Here is a 24,585-nt window from a genome sequence, read left to right as displayed (position 1 = left end):
GAGGACCTGTCTGCTCCGATGAAGACCCTGCTTCTGCGTCGCCTTGCCGTCCTGCTGCCGACCTTGTTGCTCGTGTCGATGATGGTGTTCGGTCTGCAGAAGCTGCTGCCCGGCGACCCGGCGCTGGCGCTGGCCGGGGAAGAGCGCAATCCTGAGGTCATCGAGTATCTTCGGCACAAATATCGCTTCAATGAGCCGATTCCGGTGCAATACGGCATTTGGCTGAAGGCCTTGGTGCACGGCGATTTCGGCACGTCGGTCCGCACCCGCCTGCCTATCGGCACCATGCTGGCGGAAAAACTGCCGGTGACCATCGAGCTCGCGATCCTGTCGATGCTGGTCGCGCTGCTCGTCGGGGTGCCGATCGGGATCGTCGCGGCGCTCGGGCGCGGGACGCCACTCGACTATGGCGCCAGTCTTTTCGGGCTCGCCGGACTTTCCATTCCGCATTTCTGGCTGGGGATCATGATGATCCTTCTCTTCTCGGTGAACCTCGGCTGGCTGCCGGCGGGAGGTTTCGTTCCGCCGTCTGAAAGTATCGGCCGCAACCTGATCTCGATGCTTATGCCCGCTTTGGTGCTGGGCACGGGCACGGCTGCGATCATGATGCGCCATGTCCGCGGTGCGATGATCGAGGCGATGAAGCAGGACTATGTCCGGACCGCCCGCGCGAAGGGCGTCCGCGAACGCACCATCGTGCTGCGCCATGCTCTGCCGAATGCGCTCATCCCGGTGGTCACGCTGGGTACGTTGCAGTTCGGCGAGCTACTGGCCGGCGCAGTGTTGACCGAGCAGGTCTTTTCGATCCCCGGTTTCGGCAAGATGGTCGTCGATGGCGTGTTCAGCCGCGATTATGCCGTGGTTCAGGCTGTCGTGCTCTGTACGGCGGCGGTATTTCTTCTGATGAGCCTGATTGCCGACGTCGCCTATGTGCTGCTCAATCCAAGGCTCAGGTCATGAGCACGATTGAGGCACCAGCCCCTGCTCAAATGCGCACAGGTGGGCGCTCTGAACTTCGTCGCTTGCTGCGCGAGCCGTCCGCGGTGATTGGCGGCGCGATCATCCTGTTCTTCGTCGTGCTGGCGGTGTTCGCAACATGGATCTCGCCCTACGATCCGAATACGCCGGATTGGATGGCGATTCGTGCTGCGCCCAATGCAGTGCACTGGTTTGGCACGGATGATCTCGGCCGCGATGTGCTGTCTCGGGTCATCTTCGGAACGCAGGCGTCGCTCGCGGCCGGCATGGTTTCCGTGACCGTTGCGGTGCTGATCGGCCTGCCGTTCGGTCTCATTGCAGGTTATTTCGGCGGTGTCGCCGACATGGCGATCTCGCGCATTGCGGATGCTCTCCTCGCCTGCCCGTTTCTCGTCCTCGCGATCGCGCTGGCCGCATTCCTGGGTCCCAGCCTCCAGAATGCAATGATCGCGATCGGCATTTCGGCGATTCCAGTCTTCGTCCGCGTTGCACGCGCCGAGACACTGGTTGTCCGCACCGAGGATTACATCGCGGCGGCGCGCGCTCAGGGGTTGGGTCATTTCGCCATTCTGACCGGGCAGGTCCTGCCCAATGTGCTCGCACCGACGATCGTCCAGGCGACCCTCACGATGGCGATTGCGGTCCTGGCTGAGGCGAGCCTCGCCTTCCTTGGTCTTGGTCAATTGCCACCGGCCCCCTCTTGGGGCTCCATGCTCGATGTCGCGCGGCAGTTCCTCAGCGAGGCGCCGTGGATGGCCTTCTTCCCCGGTCTCGCAATCATCGCCCTTGTGATCGGCTTCAACCTGATCGGTGATGGCTTGAATAGCGCACTGAATCCCAGGCAGTAGATGATCGAGGTCGATCGGAGATCGCCGACTATCGCGGTTGGATGTGCCTGCCGTCTAGATGCGAGCTTCGAACGCAACCCGCTGCGCTGACGTCAGATGCAAGCCATGCTTGGTGCGCCGGTCCAGGAAATCTCCAGCGCGGCTCGCCCACTCTTTCTCTCTGAGAAAGATTTCTTCGCATTCATAGAAGTCGCCGCCATAGTGACGACCGAGATCGGCCGAAATGCGGGCCGAGCCCAGCAGCTCTCTCGCGCGCGTCCCGTAGAGACGCGCATAGTGGTGAATCAACTTTCGCGGAAGATCCGGATAGTCGCGCGCCAGTCCGAACGAGAAATCATCGAACGTGCCCGCGATGTCGCCGCCAGGCAGGGGGCGGCCTGCGGTCCAGGCCGGCTGCATCTTCAGAAACCACGGCGCGAGCCGCTGGAGCGCCTGCTCGGCGAGCTTGCGGTACGTCGTAATCTTCCCACCGAAGATGGAAAGCAGCGGCGGCGCATCAACCGCACCGTGAACTTCGAACGCATAGTCGCGCGTCACCGCCGAGGGATTTTCGGCATTGTCATCATAGAGCGGCCGGACGCCGGAAAACCTGTGCACGATCTCGTTCTCCTGCGGCGGCGTCCGGAAGTAGCGGGTCAGCACCTGCAAGAGATAGGCGGTCTCGTCCGTGCCGATCGCAACGTCCTCGGCCTTGCCTTGATAGGGAATGTCGGTCGTGCCGATCAGCGCGAGATTATCCTCGTAGGGATTGACGAAGATCACGCGGCGGTCCTCGTTCTGAAGCAGATAGGCTTGCGATCCGCTCCAGAACTTCGGCACCACGATGTGGCTGCCCTTGACGAGACGCACGCTGTGGGCGGAGTTCAGGCCCGCAACGCTCTGCACCACATCCTGAACCCAGGGGCCGGCGGCGTTGATCAGCGCGCGGGACCGCACGACTTGCGTCTGGCCGTCCTCACCCCGCATCTCGAGAAGCCAGGCGTCATCCTCGCGGCGTGCCTGCACGGCACGGGTGCGCGGCAGGATGATGGCGCGGTTCTGCGCGGCATCGACCAGGTTCAGGATCACCAGCCGGGCATCGTCGACCCAACAGTCCGAATATTCAAAGCCGCGGCGAAATTCGGCGCGCAACGGTGCGCCCTCTGGCGCATGCGCAAGGTCGAGGCTCCGGCTCGACGGCAGGCGCTTGCGGCCACCGAGATGGTCGTAGAGCAACAACCCAGTGCGGATCAGCCAGGCCGGCCGCTGCTCCGGCGAGTGCGGCAACACGAAACGCATCGGCCAGATGATATGAGGTGCGGACGCGAGCAGCACCTCGCGCTCGATCAGCGCTTCGCGCACCAGACGAAACTCGTAATATTCGAGATAGCGCAGGCCACCGTGAACGAGCTTGCCCGAGCGCGACGAGGTGCCTTCCGCAAAGTCGCCCTTCTCGCACAACAGGACCTTAAGGCCTCGACCAGCTGCATCGCGCGCAATGCCGGCCCCGTTTATGCCACCACCGATAATCGCGATGTCGACCAGCCCGTGAACCCTGCCCGTGTCCGGCGCAGTCTCCGTCATCGCGTCCTGCTGCGCTTCTTCTCGATCCGCCGCCGCGCCGCGGCCTTTGCCGGCGCGCGCGCCTTGCCCGGCTTCGCTTTCGGCTGCTGCAAGCCGTAGGTCGAGAATCCCTTTGCCGTATCTCCGATCTCCGCTTCGCTGAGAATGTGCGGCCCACCGAGCGCGAGCGAGAGATAATATTGGCGCGCAATGGTCTCGAGCTCGACCGCAAGCCACATCGCCTTGTCGAGGTTGGCACCAACCGCGATCATCCCGTGATTGGCGAGCAGGCAGCCGTTGCGGCCTTCGAGCGCAGCGAGCGCCAGCTCCGACAGCTCCGCGGTGCCGTAGCGCGCATAGCCGGCGCAACGGACATCGTTGCCGCCGAACGCGGCCATCATATAGTGGCAGGCCGGGATCGGCTTGTGCGCGATGGCCAGCACGGTCGCATAGGTCGAATGAGTGTGGACGACGCCTCCGACATCGGGCCGGCCGCGCATGATGTCGAGGTGAAAGCGCCATTCGGTCGACGGCTGCAAAGGTCCATCCCAGCTGCCATATTCACCCTCGAGCGGCATCGAGGCGATCATCTCCGGCTTCATCGCATCATAGGGCGTTGCCGACGGCGTGATCAGCATCCGGTCCTTGTAGCGGGCGGAGATGTTGCCCGACGTCCCCTGATTGAGCCCCGATGCGTTCATCCACCGACATTTGGCGATGATCGCCTCGCGCAACTGTCGCTCCTCACGAGTCATGGCAAAACACCTTTCGTCTTCAGCACGGATTGAGCGGCGGCTCGCCGACAAGATAGCGGCGAACCTCCTCGGCCGCCTGGTCGGCGGCAATGGTGACGGTGCGTAACGAGGCCCCGGCAATGTGCGGCGTCAGCGTCACGTTCGGCAGTTGCAGGAGCGGCCAGTCCGGCGGCACCGGTTCGACCGCAAAGGTGTCGAGCATGGCGCCGGCAAGCCGGCCTGCCGACAGGGCCTCGAAGAGCGCCGCGTAGTCGACCAGCGGCCCGCGCGCCGTGTTGATGAAGATACAGCCGGGCTTGACCCTTGCCAGCGCCGCGCGATCGATGAAGCCGGTGGTCTCGGCGGTCACGCGTGCATGCAGGCTGATCACATCCGCGCGCGACAGGAGGTCGGCGAGCGCAACGTGCTCGACGCCGTCATTGCGATCCTGGGCGCTGAGCTGGACATAGGGATCGGTCACCAGGATCCGGCAGCCGAACGCCTTGAGCAGCTTCACGACGCGGGTGCCGATCGCGCCATAACCGACGATACCGACCGTCATCTCGCCGAGCTCGCGCCCGGTACGGTCGGCGCGATAGAGATCGCCGCGCCATTCTCCGCCGCGCAGGGATTCATGCCCGCTGCGGATCAGACGGGTTTCGGCGAGCATGGCACCGATGGTGAACTCGGCCACAGCGCTCGCGTTGCGGCCGGGCGTGTTGACCACGAGCACCTTGTGGTCGCGCGCAGCCTGCATGTCGATATTGACGGGACCGCCGCGCGAGACCGCGATGAATTTGAGATTCGGCAGACGCTCCAGCATCGATCGCGAGACTGGCGCGAGATGCGTGACGAGGAGCGATGCGTCCCCGATGAACGCCGCGACCTCATCCGGGTCACCCATGAATTCCTTCAAGCCGTCGAGCGTCGAGCCGGCATAGCCGTGCTCCATCGGCTCGTCCGGCCAGGGCTGCTCCAGGATACGGATGTCGACGCCGTTGCCGCAAGCTGCCGTGATGCGTTCGGCAAAGACGCTCGGCAGCATGAAGCGGTCTCCGACGATGGCGATGACCTCAGGCATGACCCGCTCCCGCACGCAACGCAGCCAGCTGCTTCCAGACCGGTCGCGCCGCAAGCCTGGCATCCAGATAGGCCGGAAACATCCGCGCATAATGCGCGGCGAGCTCCGCATCGGGGGGCTGCGGCGTATTGAGATAGGGTTGCACCCATTCCTCCGTGCAGGCCGCCATGTCCGGATAGAGGCCGGTCGCCACCGCCGCGATCATCGCTGCGCCGGCGGCTCCCGCCTCGCCGCGGCTGCAAACGCGAATATTGCATTCAAGGGCAGCGCCGAGGATCGCGCCGAGCGCCCGGCTGCGCGCAGCGCCCCCGGTGATACGCACGTCGCGCGGCAACGCACCCATGGCCGCGTAACAATCGCGCGCCGCAAAGGCTAGTCCCTCCATCACCGCCCGCATCAGATCCCAATAGCCATGGTGGGTGCGCAGACCCAGAAATTGCGCACAGGCCTCGTGCGCGACGAACGGCCCGCGTTCGCCGGCATCGGAGATGAAGGGATGGAACAGGAGCTCGCCGGGCCGCGCCTCCATCACGCGCTCGTCGAGCCGCCTGATCAGGTCGGCGCGCGAGCGCGCGATGCCTTCAGCGGCGAGCAGGTTGCGGGCGAGATCGAGGAGCCAATCGATGTTCAGCGTTGCCGCCATGTTGGATTGCATCTGGGCATAGTGACCGGGCACCGGAAACGGCATCGTGTAGCCGGTCGCCTCGGCGTTGAGGACCACGGCGTCGACGTCCGGCGCCAACCGCATATGCATCCCGGTCGAACCGATGATGGTGCAGCCGACGTCCGGCGCCGGATCGTAGAGCCCCGCCCCGAGCGCGTTGCAGATCACGTCGACATAGCCCAGCGACACCGGAATGGCCTCGGGCAGGCCAGTCTCGCGCGCGGCGCCGGCGCTCATCGGATGCGTCGTCACGACGCCGTCGACGACGTCGGGAAACAGGCTCGCGCAATCGGCGATGCCGATCAAGCGCGCGGCCTCCGCGTCAAAGCGGCGCTTGCGGAAATCGCCACAGGAGAACGTCGCCTCAGACGGATCGGTCGCACGCTCGCCGGTGAGCAGGAAATAGAGCCAGTCCTTGCAATGGAAGGCGGTGCGGGCACGTGACAGGCTCGCCGGCGCGTTCGCCTGCAGCCAGGCCAGTTGCGGTCCCTGTTGGCAGGCATTGAGCCCCGAGCCGGTCCGCCGATAGAGCGGCGCGTTGCGCTCGCTGGAGCGGATGTCGTCAACGAGGCCGGCGGCACGGGAGTCGAGCCAGAGCAGCGCCGGCGCGACCGGGCGGCCATCATCGTCGATCAGCCAGGTGCCATCGCCCTGCCCTGTGACGGCGATGGCCGCAAGGCGCGCGGCAAGATCGGGGACGGCAGCGACCAGGCCGCGCAGCGCCGCAACGGTATCTTTCCATGTGCGCGCCATGTCCTGCTCGACATGTCCGCCGGCGGACATCGTGTAGCTGTTGGGCAGCGAGAACTCGCCGAGCTGCCGGCCTTCGCGCGTGAACGCAACCGTCTTGATCAGGGAGGTGCCGGCATCAATGCCGATGATGACGTCGCGGCTCGCCGAGGTTCGCATGATCAAGCCGCCTCCGCGTGGCGAATGCAGGTGCCGTCGACACCGAACAGATGCAGATGCCGCGCCTCCAGCGCGAAGGGAATGATATCGCCGGGGCGCGCCGCGATCCTGCTCGGCGTCACCGCGATGAGAAGGTGGCCGTCGCACTCGCCCGCGACATGCGACTGGTCGCCCAGCCATTGATTGGACACGACGCGCACGCGGACATCACCGGCTCCGACGGTGATCTTCTGTGGCCGGATGCCGATGCGGATGCGCTTGCTCTGCTCGAGCGCCCGGTCCACGCCCGGACCAAGTGTTCGTGCTTCGATCTGGAACGCAACGTCGGGGCTGACCGAGAGGCGGAATCCGCCATCGGCGCGGGCCACCTCCGTCTCGAGCAGGTTCATCGGCGGTTCGCCAATGAAGCTCGCGACGAACAGGTTCGCCGGATGCTCCTTCAGCTCCCTCTCGCTTGCGAACTGCTGGAGCACGCCGTCTTCCATGACCGCGATGCGATCGGCGAGCGCGCTCGCCTCGGTCTGGTCGTGGGTGACGAAGATCGCCGTCATCCCGCGCTCGGCCAGCAGTCCCTTGATCCGCCCGCGCAAGACCGCGCGGAGCTGCGGCTCGAGCTGGCCCATCGGCTCGTCCAGCAGATAGAGCTCAGCATCGCGCACCAGGGCCCGCGCCAGCGAGACACGCTGCTGCTGCCCTCCCGAGATCGCGCGAGGATAGCTGTCCAGGATGTCCGAGATCTCGACGAGGCGCGCAATCGCCTCGACGCGGCGCGAGACCTCGCCATGCGAGAGCTGCTGCGCCTTCAAGGCAAACGCGATGTTCTCGCGAACCGTGAGCGGCGGGTAGAGCGAATAGCCTTCGAACGCCATCGCCACCCTGCGCCTGGCGGGCGGCAATTCATCGATGCGCCGCTGGCCGAGCGCAATCGCCCCCGAGGTGACGCTTTCGAAGCCCGCGATCATCCGCAAGGTCGAGGTCTTGCCGCAGCCCGACGAGCCCAGCAGCGCGACGATCTCGCCCTTCCCGACCTCCATGTCGAGCGCGCGCACGGCATGGACCGGCGCCTTGCCGCGGCTCTGGTAGACCTTGTCGACGTTCCTGATCTCGAGCATACCCATGGTCATCGCGCTCCCATCATGCCGCCTGCCGCCGATGCGGCAGGCCGACGCGCAGGCCAGTCGTGCGGTCGAACAGCAGAGCCGCCTCCGGCGCGAAGCGAACGAAGATACCGTCCTCGGCGGTCGCCATCGGTGAGTCCTGCGGCAGTGCCGCGAGCCATTCGGACCCATCGGAGAAGCGCAACAGCAGCACCGCTTTCTCATGCATCGGCGTGATCGCAACGACGCGCGCAGGAATCGCGTTCTCGCTCGCCTCGCGGGTGATGACGAGATCATCCGGACGCACGCCGAGCCAGCACGGACCATGATCCGCGGCCTGACGATCGGCGGCTTCAAGTCGAACCGCGGTCCCCGCAACCTGCGCGCTAAGAAAGCCCTGCGCAGCGACCGGCTCGACTTCGGACAGATTGATGCTGGGATCGCCGAACAGCCGCGCCACCGCAACGGAAGCGGGCTTCGCGTAGATCTCCTCGGGGCGCGCGATCTGCACCAGGCGCCCGTCGATTAGGACCGCAATCCGGTCCGCGATCGCCATAGCCTCGCGATAATCCTGGGTGACGTAGAGAACGGCGGCCGAGCTCCGACGCAGCAGGCTCGGCAATTCGAGCCGCATCTCGTAGCGGAGCTTGGCATCGACGTTGCGCAAGGGATCATCGAGCAGCAGCACATCCGGATTGCCGATCAGCGCGCGCGCGAGCGCCGTACGCTGCTTCTGCCCGTTCGACAATTCACGGGGCCTATGGCCGAGGACGTGCTCGATCTTCAGGAGCCGGCTGATCGATTTGACCCGGGATGCGACCTCGCCCGCGGCCGCCTTGGCGCGCAAGCCGCTTGCAATGTTATCCTGCGCGCTCATGTGCGGGAACAACGCAAAATTCTGAAAGGCCATGCCGATCCCGCGCCGCTCTGGCGGTGCGTCCACGATCGACTGACCACCGACCAGGATATCCCCTTCATCCGGCTCGAACATGCCGGCGATCATCCGCAGCAGCACGGTTTTGCCGCTGCCGGATGGGCCGAACACCGCGACGATCTCGCCAGGCTCGACCGCCAGTGACAGATCCTCGGCGCAGCGGACCGGGCCGAACGACTTGCCGACGGCATTGAGTTCGAGACGCGCCATGCTTCAGCCTTTCACCGCACCGAGCGACAGCCCCTCGACCAGATAGCGCTGCGCGTACAGCGCGAGCAGCAAGGTCGGCGTGACCGAGAGCACGATTGCGGCCGCGATCTGGCCGTACTGGATGCCGGACGCCGTGACGAAGGCCAGCGCGCCCACCGTGACCGGCTGCTTGTCAGCCGAGGCCAGGATCAGCGCGAACACGAAATTGTTCCAGCAGAAAATGAATGACAGCAGGCCGGCCGCCGCGATGCCAGGGCCGGCGAGCGGCACGGCGATACGCGTGAAGGCCTCGCGCCAGGAATGCCCCGCAAGCCGATAGGCGTGCTCGATGTCCGGGCTGATGTCCTCGAAATAGCCGCGCACGATCCACAGGATCAGCGGCAGCGCAATGAGCTGGTAGACCCAGACGATGCCAAAGTAAGTGTCGCTGAGACCGAGCTGCTGATAGTAAAGCGACAGCGGCAGCAACACGAGCAACGGCGGCGCAAATCGGAACGACAGCAGCGTGAATGCGATGGTTTCGCCGAGCCGGAACTTGAACCGCGCAAAGGCATAGGCCGCGGGCACACCAAGCAGCAAGGCCAGGAGCACCGCCGCGCTCGACAGCACAAAGCTGTTCATGAGGTTGCGCATGAAGGAAATCTCGAGATTGCCGGCGGTGGTGCGGAGCTGGCCCGAAATCAGCGCCTGGTAGTTCGCGAGCGTCGGCTCGAACAGGATGTGCGGCGGAATCCGCAGGATCTGCTCGTTGCTCTGGAACGACATCATGAGGATCCAGACGATCGGGAACATGAAGAACACGAGCACGAGCGCCAGCGCCACGCCGCGGAAGATGCGCCCTGCGAGACTGGAATGATCCATCGCCGCCTCTCCGCCTCTTACGCGTGGCCGTGGGCGCGTGCCCGTAGCCGCAGCCAGTTCTTGATGAAGATGTTCGAGAGAATGTTGGTGATCAGCCAGAGGATCATCAGCAGCGCCGCCGAACGGCCGACATTGGTGTACTGAAAGAATTCGAGATAGGCCTGAACCTGGAACACCATCAGCCGGTCGCCGGGGCCGCCTTGCGTCATTGCATAAATGATGTCGAACTGCTGGATGGAATCGAGCAGGCGAAACAGCGAGGCCGTGATGATGTAAGGCGCGAGCATCGGCAGCGTGATGCGGAAGAACACGAAGCTCGCGGGCACGCCATCGAGCGCCGCCGCCTCGAACGGTTGCCGCGGCAGCGAGCGCAAGCCCGCCAGCAGCAGGATCATGATGAAGGGCGTGTAGACCCAGACGTCGACCAGGACGACCGTGAACAGCGCGCTCGAGGGATCGGACGCCCATTTGAAGTCATGCACGCCGAGCAGGCCGATGAGATAAGACAGGATGCCGAAGCTGGGATTTGTCATCAGCTTCCACATCAGCGCCGCGATGGCGGGCGCCGTCATCAACGGCAACAACAGCACGATCGACACCGCATTGTGAAAGCGGGTCGGCCGCCGCAGCAGCAGGGCGATGCCGAGGCCGAGCAGCAGCTCGAGCACAACCGTCAGCGCCGTATAGGTGAGCGAGATGCGAAGCGTATTCCAGAAGGCCGGATCGGAAAGAAAGTCGATGTAATTGTCGACGCCGATGAAGCCGCGCAAATAAGGCAGGTTCAACCGGTAGCGCTGGAGCGAATAGACCGCGGCCGTCACGAAGGGCACGAGGATAGCGATGCAGACGAGCAGCGCCGGAAGGCTCAGCACGTAGGGCAGAAGGCGCCCGCGCAGCCTCGTGGTGCGGCGCGGAAGCACGTTCGTCTGGGACAACTGGGCCATGCTCATGATGATACGGGATCACGCGTTTGCTTCAACACCGCCGGCCCGGACCGGACAGGCGTTCCGAACCGGCGGGTTGGCGTGGTGCGGAGGAATCAGGCACCACGCCAAAGGTCAATCAAGGCAGGTTCAACCAGGGCAGTCTCAACCGAGGCCTGCCTGCTTGAGCTGACGGTTGATACTGTCGGCGAGCTTGTCCAGCCCTTCGTCGACGCTGACCTCTTTGGCGACCATCTTCTGGAGCGAAGCCGCCCATTCCGTCGTCAGGTCGAAGAACAGAGGCTGCGCCGTGAAATAGATCTTGGCGCCCGGCGACGAGAGGTCATGCTGCTCGAGATAGCCCGGGTAGGATTTCGCGATGCGGTCGCGGAATTCCGAGTCCTTCCACACCGACGCGCGCACCGGATTGACGAAGTCCATCTTGCGGGCGCCGAACAAGTCGTGCTCGGTTGAGGCCGCCCATTGCATGAACAGCCAGGCCGCGTCCTTCTGCTTGGAGAAGCTCGACATTGCGAGCGACCAGATCCAGACGTTCGGCGTCGGCGCCTTGGCGGCCGGATTCGCGGCAAAGGGCGCGTAACCGAGATTGCCCTTCTCCTTGTTGTCGCCGCCGTTCATGAAGTAGCCGAGAATGTCGGCGTCGAAGATCATGCCGGAGGCGCCTGCGCCGAGATCCGTGCCGACCTGATACCAGGTGTAGGTCGACCAGTTCTTCGGGCCCGAGGTCTGGATCATCTTGACCCATTTCTCGTGGAACTCCTTCGAGGCCTTGGTGTTCATGGCGGCCTTCAGCTTGCCGCCGTCCATCACAAAATCCTTCTGCCCGAAATTCGAATAGGCCGAGAGGAAGCCGGGATGGATGGTCGCCCAGGAGCGCGAGCCGCGAACGCCGACGCCATAGGGGCCGCCCGCGTCCTTGGTGATCTTCGCGGCGACATCGAGCAAGTCGTCGAGATTCTTCGGCGGCTTGACGCCGACCTTGTCGAAGATGTTGCGATTGTAGGCGATGTTGTTGAGCTCATAGCCCCAGGGGATGCACCACTGCTTGGCCTTGCCCGAACCGAGCTCCGAGCCCGCAACGCCGTCCCATGCCGTCGAGGAGCGAAGGCCGGGCAGCACATCGTCCCAGGCAAAAGCCGGGTTGGTCTTGGCGGGGTCCTTGATGTAGGTGTTGAGATCCTCGATCCAGCCGGCCGGACCGTAGGTCCAGGTCATGTAGGCGCCGGTCATGAAGGCATCGTACTGATCCGACTTCGAGGACAGCGCCGCCGTCACCTTGTCGAAATAGACGTCCTCCGGGAAGATGTCGTAGCTGACGTTCATCCCGGTTAGCGCCTTGAAGGCCTCGATATCGCCGATCATCGCATCGACGTAAGGATGCTTGTTCAGCAGCAGCTTGACGCTCTTGCCGCTATAGGCCTTCCAGTTGAAGTCTGCGGCCATGGCCCGCGACATCGCGGAGACATAAGCCGAGTTTGCGGCTACGCCGGCGATGCCGAGCTTGGCGGCGCCATCCAGCAGATCACGCCGACTGATGCGTTTGGCAGCGTAGGAGTCGAACAGATTCTTCTCTCGATCGAACATTGTAACCTCCCATTGTGCGCGTTTACTTTCCCTTACGGCCCTTGTTTTTGGCCTTGTTGTTCTTGTCGTTGCCGGCTGTTGCCTCCGGCTTGTCGGTTGCGAGGGCCTGAGCAGTCGCCTCGTCGATAATCAGGCCGTGCAGCAGGCGGCTGCGCAGCACGGCGCGCAGCGCCGTGACCTTGGCCAGTCCGCCGCCGACGGCGACGATGCGATGTTTCCTTAAGTCCGCCGCCTCCATCGAAGTGGCGCGCGCCGACAGGTCGATGTCGAGCATCTCGCCGTCGGCGTTAAAGAAATGTCCGAGCAGGTCAGCGCAGGCGCCCGCGCGCTTCAGTTCCACAACCTCGTCGGGCTTGATCATGCCGCTCGAGACCAGGAACCCCTCGGCATGGATCTGTCCGATGCCGACGAACAGGAGCGAGGCCTTGCGGGCGAGCGCAAACACATCGGCGATGCCGTATTGCTGCATCAGCACGGCGCGGTCGGCGACCGAGTTGGCGAACACCGGCACCGGCAACAGATAGGCCTCCGCCCCGGTACGCTCCGCCAGCCGATGAATGACATCGAATGGATTGGCGGCGAATTTCCGCGTCAATCCACCAAGCAGCGAGACGAATTGCACCTCGCGCGCAGGCGTCTGCGGCAATTGCTCGACCACGGCCGCGAGCGTGCGGCCGTGGCCGACGCCGATGATCTTGTGCTCGCCACGTTCGAGGATCTGCCGCAGGAAGCTCGCACCCTCGAGCGCCAGGGCCTTCAGCGGCAGGTCCCCCTCCCCGAGATCGGGCGCGACACGGCAGAAGGCGAGGCCGTAGCGCTCGGTCAGCGTGTTCTCCAGCGCGACGCATTCGGCCACCGGTCCTTCGACAAAGACGCGGATCATGCCCTCGCGGCTCGCGCGTGCGATCAGCCGATGCGCCTTGGTGCTCTGGATGTTGAGGCGGTCGGCGACCTCCGACTGGGTCAGTCCGGCGGCGAAATACAGCCATGCCGCCCGCGTCGCCAGCGACGCTTCTCCGTCAACCATCGGCAGCCTGTCGGAAGGTGTCGCCACGTCGGAAAAGCCCGCTTGCAATTTTCTTCACATCTTGCAAAAAATTGCAGAGACCGATCGGGACGTCAATCCCCCAAACGTGCTGCGGTGCAATCGTCCGGCGCGTTACGGTCAGTGCGGTTGTCGTTACGCTGCGGAGGTCGAATGGCAGGCGTGTTCCTCGGCATCGACGTTGGAACCGGTGGGGTTCGCGCCTGCGCCGTCGATGGGCGCGGCGATTTGCTTGGGATGGAAACGGCGACCCTGCCGCCGCCGCGACAGGACGGCCATGCGATCGATCAGGACCCTGAGCTCTGGTGGCATGCGACGGTGGTTGCGATCTGCAAGCTCGGTCGCAGCATCGATCTCCGGACGGTCGAGCGCCTTTGCGTTGACGGCACGTCCGGTACTCTCCTGATGATCGACGCCGCGGGTCGGCCTTGCACGCCGGGCCTCATGTACAACGATACGCGCGCGGCAACTGAGGCGGCCCGCATTGCGGCCGTCGCGCCTGCGGACAGCGGCGCACACGGCGCGAGTAGCGCGCTTGCGAAGCTCCTGCATTTGTCTGATCTTAGCGAGGCGCGCGAGGCACGTTTTGCCGTGCATCAGGCCGACTGGATCGCCGGTCGGCTCGCCGGACATCATGGTATCAGCGACGAGAACAACGTCCTGAAGCTCGGCTACGATCCCATGGCACGTGCCTGGCCGGTCTGGCTCGACGAACTCGGCGTCAGGCGCGAGCTGCTGCCGAAGGTGCTGGTCCCCGGCACGCCATTTGCGAATGTCGACCCCACGATCGCAGCGACGCTCGGCCTGTCGCCATCAGCGCTCGTCGCAGCCGGCACCACCGACGGCGTCGCCGCCTTCATCGCGACGCGGGCTGACGCGCCGGGCGATGCCGTCACCTCGCTCGGCACGACGCTTGTCGTGAAGCTGCTTGCGACGCAGCCGATCTTCGCCGCCAATCAGGGCGTCTATTCGCACCGGCTCGGCGAGCGTTGGCTCGCGGGCGGCGCCTCCAATTCCGGCGGCGGCGCATTGCTGTCGCATTTCACGGCCGCCGACATGGAGCGGCTGACGCCGCAGCTGCGGCCGGAAGCGGCGACCGGGCTCGATTACTATCCGCTTGCCAAGCCCGGCGAACGCTTTCCCATCGCCGATCCGGCATTGCCGGCCAGGATCACGCCGCGTCCTGCGGAGGACCACCGCTTCTTCCAGGCGCTTCTCGAAGGTATCGCGGGGGTCGAAGCCCTCGCCTATCAGCGCCTGGCGGAGCTGGGGGCGCCGAAACTTCAGCGCGTCATCAGCATCGGCGGCGGCGCGAAGAACGCGGCATGGACCGAGATCAGACGACGCGCGCTCAGTGTTCCCGTGACCATCGCCGAGGAGACAGAGGCAAGCTACGGTGCTGCGCTGTTGGCCTTGCGAGGAGGCCCGCCATGATGTCCGACACGATCGACATCGACGGTCTCCGCGCGATCGCAGACCGCTTCGATCACGTGCTGCTCGATCAATGGGGCACGTTGCACGAAGGCCAGGCGATCTTTCCGCCGGCGCGTGATTGCGTCGCGCGGCTGCGCCAGGCCGGCAAACGCGTCGTTGTCCTGTCGAACTCGGGCAAGCGCGCGAGCAGCAATGCGGCGCGGCTTGCCTCGCTCGGCCTTCCACCGGACGCGTATGACGGCATCCTGACCTCGGGCGAGGTGACCTGGCGTGGCCTGAAAGCGCGCGCGCAGAAGCCGTTTACCGCGCTCGGCCAAACCTGCCTGCTGATTGCACGCGGCGGCGACCATGCGATCGTCGATGGGCTCGATCTTGCTGTCGTAAGCGATGTCGGGACGGCCGACTTCATCCTGCTCGCGGGCCTCGACGATGCCGTCGCAGAGCCGGAGCACTGGCGCGCCCGCCTCGTTGAAGCATCGGCGCGCGGCCTGCCGATGCTGTGCGCAAATCCCGACCTCGCAATGTTCGGCGCCTCCGGATTGATCCCGGCCCCCGGTGCGCTGGCCCGCTCCTACGAGACATTGGGTGGTCTTGTGGCCTATGTCGGCAAGCCGCACGCTCCCATCTTTGCGGCGGCGCTCGAATTGCTGGGGCAGCCGGACCCGGAGCGTGTCCTGATGATCGGCGACAGCCTCGACCATGATGTAGCCGGCGCCCGCCGTGCGGGCATGCTGACACTCCTGCTCAGGTCTGGCGTGCACCGGGATCAGGCGCGGGCGGGCCCGGGTGAATTGGTCCGAGAAGCGCCTGGTGCGGATGTGCCGATGCCGCACTGGGCGATGGACCATCTGGCCTGGTGAGAGGCGCACATGCCACAACAACCTGCCCTGCTCCACGAGCTTCGCCGCATGTCGGCCCGCGTCGGCCGCAACGTTCTGCTGGTGCAGGGCGCCGGCGGCAATTCCTCTATCAAGCAGGATGATCTGCTCTGGGTGAAGGCCTCCGGCACCTGGCTTGCGGATGCCGAGCACAAGGACATCTTCGTGCCGGTATCGCTCGGCGCGGCACGCACGGCGCTTGCGCAAGGCGACGAACGGGTCCCCCTCGCCCCTGGTGCCGGCACGGCCTTGCGCGCCTCGATCGAGACCTCGCTGCACGCACTGATGCCGCACACGGTCGTGCTGCATGTGCATTCGGTCAATACCATTGCATGGGCGGTGCGGATCGATGCGCGGGAGGAGTTCGCGAAACGACTGGAGGGGCTGGCCTGGCGCTGGCTTGACTATCACCATCCGGGACTGCCGCTGGCCAAGGTCGTGCACGAAGCGCTGGCACGGGACAAGGTGGATGTACTGGTCCTCGGCAATCACGGGCTGGTGGTCGGCGCCGAGACCAGCGCCGCGGCGGAGGCCTTGGTGGACGAGGTCGAGAGGCGCTTGGCCCTCGCCCCGCGAAGCACGATCCCTGCGGACGAGGCGGCGCTTCGGTCGATATGCGCGGGCACGGCGTATCGCCTGCCCAAAGATCCGCTTTGCCACAGCATCGCCATCGACCCTTACAGCCGCGCACTTGCGACGAGTGGCTCGCTCTATCCGGATCATGTGGTCTTCCTCGGTCCGGGCTTACCCGTTCTGGAACGGGGCGAGGATCTGCGCGCCGCGGCATCGCCAGCGCTGGCGGACGGGCCGCCGCCCCCGGCGGCGCTACTTGTTCCGGGCCTCGGTTGCATCGTGCGCAAGGATGCGAGCCCCGGCGCCGAGGCGATGCTGAGCTGTCTCGCCCTGGTGACCTGCCGCGTGCCTCTCGCCGCGCAGATCCGCTTCCTGACTCAAGGCGACGAATCCGCGTTGATGAATTGGGATGCCGAGCGATATCGCCAGCAACTGACCGCCAATCGCCGACCCGATTGAACTGACGATACTTGCGGTCGCGAAGCCCTGCGCAGCGGGTGGGCTCGTCTTTTTTGCTTAGTCCATTGGGGGCACGAACAGAATTCGGCCATACGGTGACCAACATGAACAACGGCCATGAACAAAGTTTGGCCGCCTGAGAACAAATTCGGACAGCGCGAAATTCGACCCCGCACACAGGGGGTTACGCGCGGACAGGACGGGTCAGCCCGTCGGAACAGATCGTGATCCTGACGTGCAGATGAAGGACACGGCATGGTTGCCGAGACACCCGATGCCGACGCCGGCGCGAAGGGACCCGGCGCCGAGCGCGCCGGATCCCTCCGGTCTTACGAGTGGAAATGAGGCGCCGCTAGGAACTGGTTCTCCGGGCCTGGCTGCGGTTGGAACGCCGATGGGATTGGGCCAGAGGGGCCGCCGCGGAAGCCGGCTGCCGCGAATTGATCCATCAGCGCTGCAAGGCGGTCAATATGCCCCTGTGGCCAACCGATGCCGGGACCAGCCAGTGAAGACACTGCGCCACCACCAGACGAGTCCACCGGAGGATCGATCACCGTCATGGTCTGCGCCGCCGATGTCCCGGTTTCGCCTGTCGTCGTGTTGCTCGCCGTCACCGTGAACGTTGCGACCGGATGGTCGGTGCCGGTATAGCTCGACGACAACGTCAAGCCGGTGAGCGGCTGGCCTGTCGTGGAGGCGCCCTCGGTAATGGTCCAGGTATACGTTCCGTCGGACTGAAGGCTGCTCGTGACAGTGTTTCCCGCAGGCGCTGTGATCGACTCGTAGCTGGGCAAGCCGCTGATCTTCAGCGACAGTTGGTCGTCGGCGTCGACGGGCGTCGCGGTGATGCCCAACGCCACGGATCCTCCGGCGTTGACCGTCAGCGACGTGCTGCTGATGGTCAGTGTCGGAATCTCGGGCCCCTTGTCTTCATCGATAGTCAGTGCACGGGTCGCGGTCGGCGCCGCATTCCCCGCCGCGTCCGAAACATTGGCAGTGACGGTGTACTTTCCATCAGCCAGAGCGAGGGCCTGCGCGCTCGTGACGGCGACCGACCAGGTATTGCTGCTGCTAACCGCAGACGTATAAGAGTTAACGATCACGCTCGCGCTGTTGAGGATATTCACGGTGACGGCCTGCGCGTGCTCGGCATCAGTCGTTGTACCGCTGAGGGTGAAGCCCGCAGAGGCTTCCGTAGCGTTGACAATGTCGTTGCCTGCTATGGTGTTGATCGCGATCGTCGGCGCCGTCGTGTCGATCTGCAGGGTGCCAGCGGGATTGTAGTTGGTGGCGCCGGACAGGTTGGCGGCATTGCCGCCGCCATCGGTGATGGCCGCGCCATTGAGGTTGAACGACGAGACGACGAGATCGGCGGTGTTCTGGCCTGCCGCGACCACGTAGTTGAAGGTGAGTGCGGTGCCGCTCGAGCCACCAACGTAGGTGGCCATGCCACCGTCGTTGAGGGCGAGCATCGGCGTGCCGCCACTGGCGTTGACCGTTACGGCCGCACTGAAATTGAGCGTCAGCGTGACCAGCTTGCCGGCATTGAGATCGCCGCTGGCGTTGGTGATTCCTGTACCAGAAACCACCATTGAGACGATCCTCGGCGCGGAACCAGCAGCGGGGTTTCCGAACACCTGAATAGGCGCGGCTGTCGCGGCCTGGTTCGGGCCGGTCAAGCCGTACGACGCAAGGATCGTGCTCAGAAGGTTGTAGTGATTGTAGGTTGTATCGTAGTTTCCCGGGACGACGTTAGCACCGTACAATAGAGTTGGAATCTGATTGGGAGCTTTGTCGTTGTCATTTTCGTCCCAGGTCACGATGAGAAGCGAATTATTGGCAAGCGCCCACTGAGCATAAGCGTCCAGGTTTTGCTGGAGCCATGTGTCACCCTGCTGGATCGTCCCGTCGTGCATGTCGTTGCCGATGCTCGGAATGACAAACGAAACGGTCGGCAAGCTCGAATAGTTGCCGTTGGGAAAAAGCGCGGGAAAGGTGGTGGAGAAACTCGTCTGAACCGTGCGGGCCTCGGGGAATGAAATCCAAGGGTCGTGGTTAGGGTCGCTTCCCCCTGCGGTCTGGTCGACATAACCCCTGAAGGTAAGGCCCGCGCCCTGCAACACCGTGTACAGCGTAGGATCCGGAAGGCTGTGAGGATCGTCGTCGCTGAAACCGAATGTCGAACCGGCATAGAGGGCGTAGTAATTCGATTGACTCGGATGAGTCTCCGCGAAGAAACTGGTAAGCAACGCGCCACCGGCCATGAGGCTGTTGATGTAGGGCGCCTCTGCGGTGTTGCCGGTGATTTCATCATCATCCTTGTTCTCTTCAACGACGACCACGATGTGGCTGTACTGTGGAACGCCGCTGGTCGGGTTGACCTGCAGGATGCCGGCGGGATTATAGTTGGTGGCGCCCGACAGGGTGGCAGCGTTGCCTGCACTGTCGCTGATGAGGGCGCCATTCAGGTTGAGTGCCGAAATGGCGAGGTCGGACGTGGTCTGACCGGCGGCGACCGTGTAACTGAAGGTGAGCGCAGTACTGCCCGAGCCACCGGTGTAGTTTGCCGTGGCGCCATCGTTGAGCGTGAGCGTCGGTGCACCGCCGGTGGTGTTGACCGTCACCGCCTCGCTCAGATTGACGGTCAATGTAACGACCTGGCCGGTGCTCACACTACCGCCGCCGTTGGTGATGCCGCTGCCGGAAGCCACAATCGATGCAATCGTCGGCGCCGTCGTGTCGATCTGCAGGACGCCGGCCGGATTGGAGTTGGAGGCGCCCGACAGGTAGGCGGCGTTGCCGCTGCCATCCGTGATGCTCGCGCCGTTGAGGTTGAGCGCCGATATGACGAGATCGGGGGTGTTCTGGCCAGCCGCCACCGTGTAGCTGAAGGTGAGCGCAGTGCTCCCCGAGCCGCCGGTGTAGCTCGCCGTGCCGCCATCGTTGAGCGTGAGCGTCGGCGTGCCGCCGCTGGTGTTGACCGTCACGGCCGCGCTGAAGTTGACTGTCAGCGTGACGAGCTTGCCGGCGTTGAGATTGCCGGCACCGTTAGTGATCCCAGCCCCGGAAGCCGCGATTGAGGCAATCGTCGGACCGGTTGACGTTGAGTTCTGGATGGAGATCTGAGCGACCGCCGTCTGCCACCAGCCACTGGCAACGTATTCGTTCGAGATCCAGAACGAGTTCGGATTGTTCGGGTCGACCGTGGCCGATGAATTGAGGCCCCAGCGCTGCGTGCTGTTTCCATCTCCCGAGTTGAAGAAACTGGTGCTCGCCTGATACAGGATCGGCGCGCTGAACGAACCTACGGCACCGCCGCCGGCCTGGAAGACGTAGTAGTCCGACGGATACATGTTCGGACCGCTGGCGGTGAAATTGATGATGACATCGCCCGCCGCGTCCACCGCGATGGATGGATCGAACGTTGCCACGTTGGTTCCGAGCGACGCGCCGGAGATGTCGCCTTGCGCCACAAGGGCCGGAGCGCTGGGATTGCTGACGTCGATCTTGAACCAGTGGACCAGCGGCACGCTCGACCCGCTCGGCTTCATCACGGCCACGGCATAGAGATAGCCGTTCGCATAGACCATGCTGGCGATCCGGTTGTCGACGGCGTCGAGCAGGAGGCTCGTCCCCTGCTGCTGGACGGTGTAGCTGCCGCCCTGGTCGATATTGCCGAGCGCGATGGTGCTGGTGGTACTGAACGTATTGGTGGCCTTGTCGTAGGTCTGCACGGCGACGACGATCTGACCTCCGCTGGAAAAGTCGCTCGCATAGTAGGTCTTGCCGTTGTTGCCGGATGCGACGGCGAAGATGCCCTGGGTCGACGGCATGATTTCGCTTGCGGTCAGGCTCAACGTGCCGCCGCCATAGATGCCACCGCCCGCGCCGGCGGTATCGCCGATGATCCAGTTTTCCGTGCCGGCGTAAGCGGACGCGCTGAGGCCGTACTGTGGCGCCGTGATGTAGACGTTCGAACCGTCGACCGCCAGCATCGGGCGGTCTGAGCCGGTCGACTGACCGTTGATCGTGACGGTCGTATTGAGCTGCGAGAAGGTCCAGCCGTCGTTCGGATTGGAATCCTTCGAGACCGCAATATCGATGGCGGTGGCGGTCCCTCCCGGCGCCAGATACTGCATGATCACGACGAAGCGCTGATTGACGCTGTCGTAGGCGATGCGCTGATCATAGAGGCCGCCGGTCGGCGATAGCGGCGAGAAGAAGCTATAGACCGACTTCAAGGTTGGCGATCCGCCGGTCAGGTTCGTCCATTCAATCCTCGATCCCTCGATCATCACGACGTAGTTCGGCCCAACGGCAAGACCGTTGTGCGGGGGATAGCTGCTGGTATTCGATGGTCCGGCGAACAGCGTCTGGATGCTCGAGGTGGATGATGTGGTCACGTTGACTTGCAGGGTGCCGGTGGGATTGTAATTGGTGGCCCCCGACAGATTGGCGGCGTTGCCGGCACCGTCGCTGATGACCGCGCCGTTGAGGTTGAGCGCCGAGATGGCGAGATCAGACGTGGTCTGCCCCGCCGCAACCGTGTAGCTGAAGGTGAGCGCAGCGCTGCCCGAGCCGCCAGTGTAGCTCGCCGTGCCGCCATCGTTGAGGGTGAGCGTCGGCGTGCCGCCGGTGGTGTTGACCGTCACCGCCTCGCTGAGATTGACGGTCAATGTGACGACCTGGCCGGTGCTCACACTGCCGCTGCCGTTGGTGATGCCGGTGCCTGTCGCGGCAATCGAAGCGATCGTCGGCGCCGTCGTGTCGATCTGCAGGGTGCCGGCGGGATTGTAGTTCACAGCTCCCGACAGGTTGGCGGCGTTGCCGCTGCCATCGGCGATCGTCGCGCCGTTGAGGTTCAGCGCGGAGACGATGAGGTCGGCAGTGTTCTGCCCCGCCGCCACCGTATAGCTGAAGGTGAGCGCAGTGCTCCCCGAGCCGCCGGTGTAGCTCGCCGTGCCGCCATCGTTGAGGGTGAGCGTCGGCGTACCACCGGTGGTGTTGACCGTCACGGCCTTGCTCAGATTGACGGTCAATGTAACGACCTGACCGATGCTCACACTGCCGGTACCGTTGGTGATGCCGGTCCCGGTCGCGGCAATCGAGGCAATCGTCGGCGACGTCGTGTCGATCTGCAGGGTGCCGGCCGGATTGTAGTTCACAGCTCCCGACAAATTCGCAGCGTTGCCTGCCCCGTCGTTGATGATTCCGCCATTGAGGTTGAGCGTGGAGACGATGAGATCAGCGGTATTCTGCCCTGCCGCCACCGTGTAGCTGAAGGTCAGCGCAGTGCTGCCCGAGCCGCCGGTGTAGCTCGCCATACCGCCGTCGTTGAGGGTGAGCATCGGCGTGCCACCCGTGGTGTTGACCGTCACCGCCTCGCTCAGATTGACCGTCAAGGTGACGACCGCACCCGTGCTCACACTGCCGGTGCCGTTGGTGATGCCAGTCCCGGTCGCGGCGATCGAGGCAATCGTCGGCGACGTCGTGTCGATCTGCAGGGTGCCGGCCGGATTGTAGTTCACAGCTCCCGACTGGTTGGCGGCGTTGCCTGCCCCGTCGTTGATGATTCCGCCATTGAGGTTGAGCGCGGACACGATGAGATCAGCGGTATTCTGCCCTGCCGCCACCGTGTAGCTGAAGGTGAGCGCAGTGCTCCCCGAGCCGCCGGTGTAACTCGCCGTACCGCCGTCGTTGAGGGTGAGCGAAGGCGTGCCGCCGCTGGTGTTGACCGTCACCGCCTCGCTGAGGTTGACGGTCAATGTGACGACCTGGCCAGTGCTCAAATTTCCGCCGCCATTGGAGATGGCGGCGCCGGAGGCCACAATCGAGGCAATCGTCGGCGCCGTCGTGTCGATCTGCAGGACGCCGGCTGGATTGTAGTTGGTGGCCCCCGAAAGATTGGCGGCGTTGCCGCTGCCATCAGCGATCGTAGCGCCGTTGAGGTTGAGCGCGGAGACGATGAGATCGGCGGTGTTCTGGCCCGCCGCCACCGTGTAGCTGAAGGTGAGCGCGTTGCTCCCCGAGCCGCCGGTGTAGCTCGCCGCGCCACCATCGTTGAGGGTGAGCGTCGGCGTGCCGCCGCTGGTGTTGACCGTCACGGCCGCGCTGAAATTGACTGTCAGCGTGACGAGCTGGCCGGCGTTGAGATTGCCGGCACCGCTGGTGATGCCGGTGCCCGAGGCCGCGATCGAAGAAACCGTCGGGCCCGATGCGGAGTTCTGGATTGCAATCTGCGCGACCGCCGTTTGCCACCAGCCACTGGCGACGTATTCGTTCGAGATCCAGAACGAGTTCGGATTGTTCGGGTCGACCGTCGCCGTCGAATAGGCGCCCCAGCGCTGCACGCTGGCCCCGTCACCCGCATCGAAGAAACTGGTACTCGCCTGATACAGGACCGGGGCGCTGAACGAGCCCACCGGATCGCCGCCGCCCTGGAAGACATAGTAGTCCGCCGGATACATGTTCGGGCCGCTGGCGGTGAAATTGATGATGACATCGCCTGCCGCGTCCACCGCGATTGATGGATTGAACGTGGCCACACTGGTGCCGATTGCGGCGCCGGAAATGTCGCCCTGCGCCACGAGGGACGGAGAAGTGGGGTTGCTGACGTCGATCTTGAACCAATGGACTAGCGGCACGCTGGAACCGGTCGGCTTCATCTCGGCCACGGCATACAGATAGCCGTTGGCATAGACCATGCTGGCAATCCGCTTATCACCGGCGTCGAGCAAAAGGGTCGTCCCCTGCTGCTGGGCGGTGTAGGTGCCGCCCTGGTCGATATTGCCGAGCGCGATGGTGCTGGTCGTGCTGAACGTATTGGTGGCCTTGTCGTAGGTCTGCAAGGCAACGACGATCTGACCTCCGCTGGAGTAGTCGCTCGCGTAGTAAGTCTTGCCGTTGCCTGATGCCACAGCGAAGATGCCCTGGGTCGACGGCATCACTTCGCTCGCGGTCACGCTCAACGTGCCGCCGCCGTAAATCCCACCGCCCGCACCGGCCGTATCGCCGATGATCCAGTTTTCCGTACCGGCATAACCGGACGCACTGAGATTGTATTGTGGAGCGGTGATGTAGACGTTCGAACCGTCGGTCGCCAACATCGGGCGATCAGAGCCGGTTGTCTGACCACCGATCGTGACGGTCGTATTGAGCTGCGAAAAATACCAGCCGTCGTTCGGATTGGAATCCTTGGAGACCGCGATATCGATGTTCGTGGCAGTCCCGCCTGGCGCCAGGTACTGCATGATCACGACGAAACGCTGATTGACGCTGTCGTATATGACGCGCTGATCATAGAGGCCGCCGGTCGGCGATAGCGGCGAGAAGAAGCCGTAGACCGACTGCAGGACCGGCGATCCGCCGGTCAGGTTCGTCCATTCGATTCTCGATCCGTCGATCATCACGACATAGTTCGACCCGACGGCAAGGCCGCTGTGAGGCGGGGAGGTACTGGTGGTCGAAGGCCCGGAGAACGATGTCTGAATGCTTGAGGAGTAGCTCACGTTAATGCTCCCTCGGTCCGATTCTGCACATGTCTGAACATTCGCGCTTCCGCGGAACATTCAGCCGGACCGCGGCAGCACTCCCTGAAAATCTCAAGTCAAAATTTGGCGGGGCTTTGCAATCCAATTTCCCTCTCCGGATGCGCAAATGCGCATGCCGGACCCACAGATAGATGACTTCCGTCCGCCTTCGGCGCTAATGATGCCGCGGGCAGTTGCTTGATACTGCCCGGCGTGTCGTTGAGAATTTTGTAGCAGGACGATCGACTATTCTGTCGACCCAAAGGGAGTACTCCTCCCTT

General features: G+C 64.2%; 16 protein-coding genes. 5 read left to right on the top strand and 11 right to left on the bottom strand.

Annotated elements, in window-relative coordinates:
* The first annotated feature begins 18 nt into the window (after nt 1-18).
* Both NLM31_RS17530 and NLM31_RS17525 read left to right on the top strand, forming a co-directional pair.
* Nucleotides 19-960, top strand: a complete 942-nt coding sequence (locus NLM31_RS17530; RefSeq protein WP_254193039.1) for an ABC transporter permease — start codon at nt 19-21, stop codon at nt 958-960.
* Nucleotides 961-989: 29 nt separating this feature from the next.
* Nucleotides 990-1,826 carry an ABC transporter permease gene (locus NLM31_RS17525; RefSeq protein ID WP_375167547.1) on the top strand — a complete coding sequence of 279 codons (837 nt, stop codon included), beginning with the start codon at nt 990-992 and terminating at the stop codon, nt 1,824-1,826.
* Nucleotides 1,827-1,880: 54 nt separating this feature from the next.
* Here the strand turns inward: NLM31_RS17525 and NLM31_RS17520 are convergent, their stop codons facing one another.
* The 10 genes from NLM31_RS17520 to NLM31_RS17475 form a co-directional block, all read right to left on the bottom strand.
* Nucleotides 1,881-3,389: a glycerol-3-phosphate dehydrogenase gene (locus NLM31_RS17520; protein ID WP_254193037.1), complete on the bottom strand. Its 1,509-nt coding sequence runs from the start codon at nt 3,387-3,389 to the stop codon at nt 1,881-1,883.
* Nucleotides 3,386-4,123: a class II aldolase/adducin family protein gene (locus tag NLM31_RS17515; RefSeq protein ID WP_254130551.1), complete on the bottom strand. Its 738-nt coding sequence runs from the start codon at nt 4,121-4,123 to the stop codon at nt 3,386-3,388. Before NLM31_RS17515 ends, NLM31_RS17520 begins: the two co-directional genes overlap by 4 nt.
* A 19-nt stretch (nt 4,124-4,142) precedes the next feature.
* Nucleotides 4,143-5,183 carry a 2-hydroxyacid dehydrogenase gene (locus NLM31_RS17510; protein WP_254193036.1) on the bottom strand — a complete coding sequence of 347 codons (1,041 nt, stop codon included), beginning with the start codon at nt 5,181-5,183 and terminating at the stop codon, nt 4,143-4,145.
* Nucleotides 5,176-6,756, bottom strand: coding sequence for an FGGY-family carbohydrate kinase (locus NLM31_RS17505; RefSeq protein ID WP_254196215.1), 1,581 nt, complete (start codon nt 6,754-6,756; stop codon nt 5,176-5,178). The genes NLM31_RS17510 and NLM31_RS17505 overlap by 8 nt, the downstream gene beginning before the upstream one ends.
* A gap of 2 nt (nt 6,757-6,758) precedes the next feature.
* A complete protein-coding gene (locus NLM31_RS17500) occupies nt 6,759-7,874 on the bottom strand; it encodes an ABC transporter ATP-binding protein (protein ID WP_254196214.1) in 1,116 nt (371 codons plus the stop codon).
* A gap of 16 nt (nt 7,875-7,890) precedes the next feature.
* Nucleotides 7,891-8,997 (bottom strand): ABC transporter ATP-binding protein, encoded by a 1,107-nt coding sequence (locus NLM31_RS17495; RefSeq protein WP_254193035.1) that lies wholly within the window; start codon nt 8,995-8,997, stop codon nt 7,891-7,893.
* A 3-nt stretch (nt 8,998-9,000) separates the two neighbouring features.
* Nucleotides 9,001-9,858, bottom strand: coding sequence for a carbohydrate ABC transporter permease (locus NLM31_RS17490; protein ID WP_254193034.1), 858 nt, complete (start codon nt 9,856-9,858; stop codon nt 9,001-9,003).
* A gap of 17 nt (nt 9,859-9,875) precedes the next feature.
* Nucleotides 9,876-10,802 (bottom strand): carbohydrate ABC transporter permease, encoded by a 927-nt coding sequence (locus NLM31_RS17485; protein WP_254196213.1) that lies wholly within the window; start codon nt 10,800-10,802, stop codon nt 9,876-9,878.
* Nucleotides 10,803-10,946: 144 nt separating this feature from the next.
* Nucleotides 10,947-12,386: an extracellular solute-binding protein gene (locus NLM31_RS17480; RefSeq protein ID WP_254193033.1), complete on the bottom strand. Its 1,440-nt coding sequence runs from the start codon at nt 12,384-12,386 to the stop codon at nt 10,947-10,949.
* Between the two features lie 22 nt (nt 12,387-12,408).
* Complete coding sequence (locus NLM31_RS17475; RefSeq protein WP_254193032.1) at nt 12,409-13,413, bottom strand: sugar-binding transcriptional regulator; 1,005 nt, start codon at nt 13,411-13,413, stop codon at nt 12,409-12,411.
* Between the two features lie 171 nt (nt 13,414-13,584).
* On the opposite strand from NLM31_RS17475, the gene NLM31_RS17470 reads away from it, so the two are divergent.
* Genes NLM31_RS17470 through NLM31_RS17460 form a run of 3 tightly spaced genes read left to right on the top strand, consistent with a single transcriptional unit; the run spans nt 13,585 to nt 16,775 of the window.
* A complete protein-coding gene (locus NLM31_RS17470; RefSeq protein WP_254193031.1) occupies nt 13,585-14,865 on the top strand; it encodes an FGGY-family carbohydrate kinase in 1,281 nt (426 codons plus the stop codon).
* Entirely contained in the window at nt 14,862-15,725 is an 864-nt protein-coding gene (locus NLM31_RS17465) for a TIGR01459 family HAD-type hydrolase (protein WP_254193030.1), read from the top strand. The genes NLM31_RS17470 and NLM31_RS17465 overlap by 4 nt, the downstream gene beginning before the upstream one ends.
* 48 nt (nt 15,726-15,773) lie before the next feature.
* Nucleotides 15,774-16,775, top strand: a complete 1,002-nt coding sequence (locus tag NLM31_RS17460; RefSeq protein WP_254193029.1) for a class II aldolase/adducin family protein — start codon at nt 15,774-15,776, stop codon at nt 16,773-16,775.
* A gap of 329 nt (nt 16,776-17,104) precedes the next feature.
* Here the strand turns inward: NLM31_RS17460 and NLM31_RS43230 are convergent, their stop codons facing one another.
* Nucleotides 17,105-24,283 (bottom strand): alkaline phosphatase family protein, encoded by a 7,179-nt coding sequence (locus NLM31_RS43230; RefSeq protein ID WP_254193028.1) that lies wholly within the window; start codon nt 24,281-24,283, stop codon nt 17,105-17,107.
* Between the last annotated feature and the right edge of the window lie 302 nt (nt 24,284-24,585).

This window comes from Bradyrhizobium sp. CCGUVB4N, assembly GCF_024199945.1.
Taxonomy (GTDB): Bacteria; Pseudomonadota; Alphaproteobacteria; order Rhizobiales; family Xanthobacteraceae; genus Bradyrhizobium.
Note: the sequence above shows the minus strand (reverse complement) of the source record. Positions and strands in the feature narration are given on the sequence as shown.

Excerpts from the sequence above, each read along its gene's own strand:
- NLM31_RS17530 (WP_254193039.1), top strand. The coding sequence starts at position 19 with ATGAAGACCCTGCTTCTGCGTCGCCTTGCCGTCCTGCTGCCGACCTTG.
- NLM31_RS17525 (WP_375167547.1), top strand. The coding sequence starts at position 990 with ATGCGCACAGGTGGGCGCTCTGAACTTCGTCGCTTGCTGCGCGAGCCG.
- NLM31_RS17520 (WP_254193037.1), bottom strand. The coding sequence starts at position 3,389 with ATGACGGAGACTGCGCCGGACACGGGCAGGGTTCACGGGCTGGTCGAC.
- NLM31_RS17515 (WP_254130551.1), bottom strand. The coding sequence starts at position 4,123 with ATGACTCGTGAGGAGCGACAGTTGCGCGAGGCGATCATCGCCAAATGT.
- NLM31_RS17510 (WP_254193036.1), bottom strand. The coding sequence starts at position 5,183 with ATGCCTGAGGTCATCGCCATCGTCGGAGACCGCTTCATGCTGCCGAGC.
- NLM31_RS17505 (WP_254196215.1), bottom strand. The coding sequence starts at position 6,756 with ATGCGAACCTCGGCGAGCCGCGACGTCATCATCGGCATTGATGCCGGC.
- NLM31_RS17500 (WP_254196214.1), bottom strand. The coding sequence starts at position 7,874 with ATGGGTATGCTCGAGATCAGGAACGTCGACAAGGTCTACCAGAGCCGC.
- NLM31_RS17495 (WP_254193035.1), bottom strand. The coding sequence starts at position 8,997 with ATGGCGCGTCTCGAACTCAATGCCGTCGGCAAGTCGTTCGGCCCGGTC.
- NLM31_RS17490 (WP_254193034.1), bottom strand. The coding sequence starts at position 9,858 with ATGGATCATTCCAGTCTCGCAGGGCGCATCTTCCGCGGCGTGGCGCTG.
- NLM31_RS17485 (WP_254196213.1), bottom strand. The coding sequence starts at position 10,802 with ATGGCCCAGTTGTCCCAGACGAACGTGCTTCCGCGCCGCACCACGAGG.
- NLM31_RS17480 (WP_254193033.1), bottom strand. The coding sequence starts at position 12,386 with ATGTTCGATCGAGAGAAGAATCTGTTCGACTCCTACGCTGCCAAACGC.
- NLM31_RS17475 (WP_254193032.1), bottom strand. The coding sequence starts at position 13,413 with ATGGTTGACGGAGAAGCGTCGCTGGCGACGCGGGCGGCATGGCTGTAT.
- NLM31_RS17470 (WP_254193031.1), top strand. The coding sequence starts at position 13,585 with ATGGCAGGCGTGTTCCTCGGCATCGACGTTGGAACCGGTGGGGTTCGC.
- NLM31_RS17465 (WP_254193030.1), top strand. The coding sequence starts at position 14,862 with ATGATGTCCGACACGATCGACATCGACGGTCTCCGCGCGATCGCAGAC.
- NLM31_RS17460 (WP_254193029.1), top strand. The coding sequence starts at position 15,774 with ATGTCGGCCCGCGTCGGCCGCAACGTTCTGCTGGTGCAGGGCGCCGGC.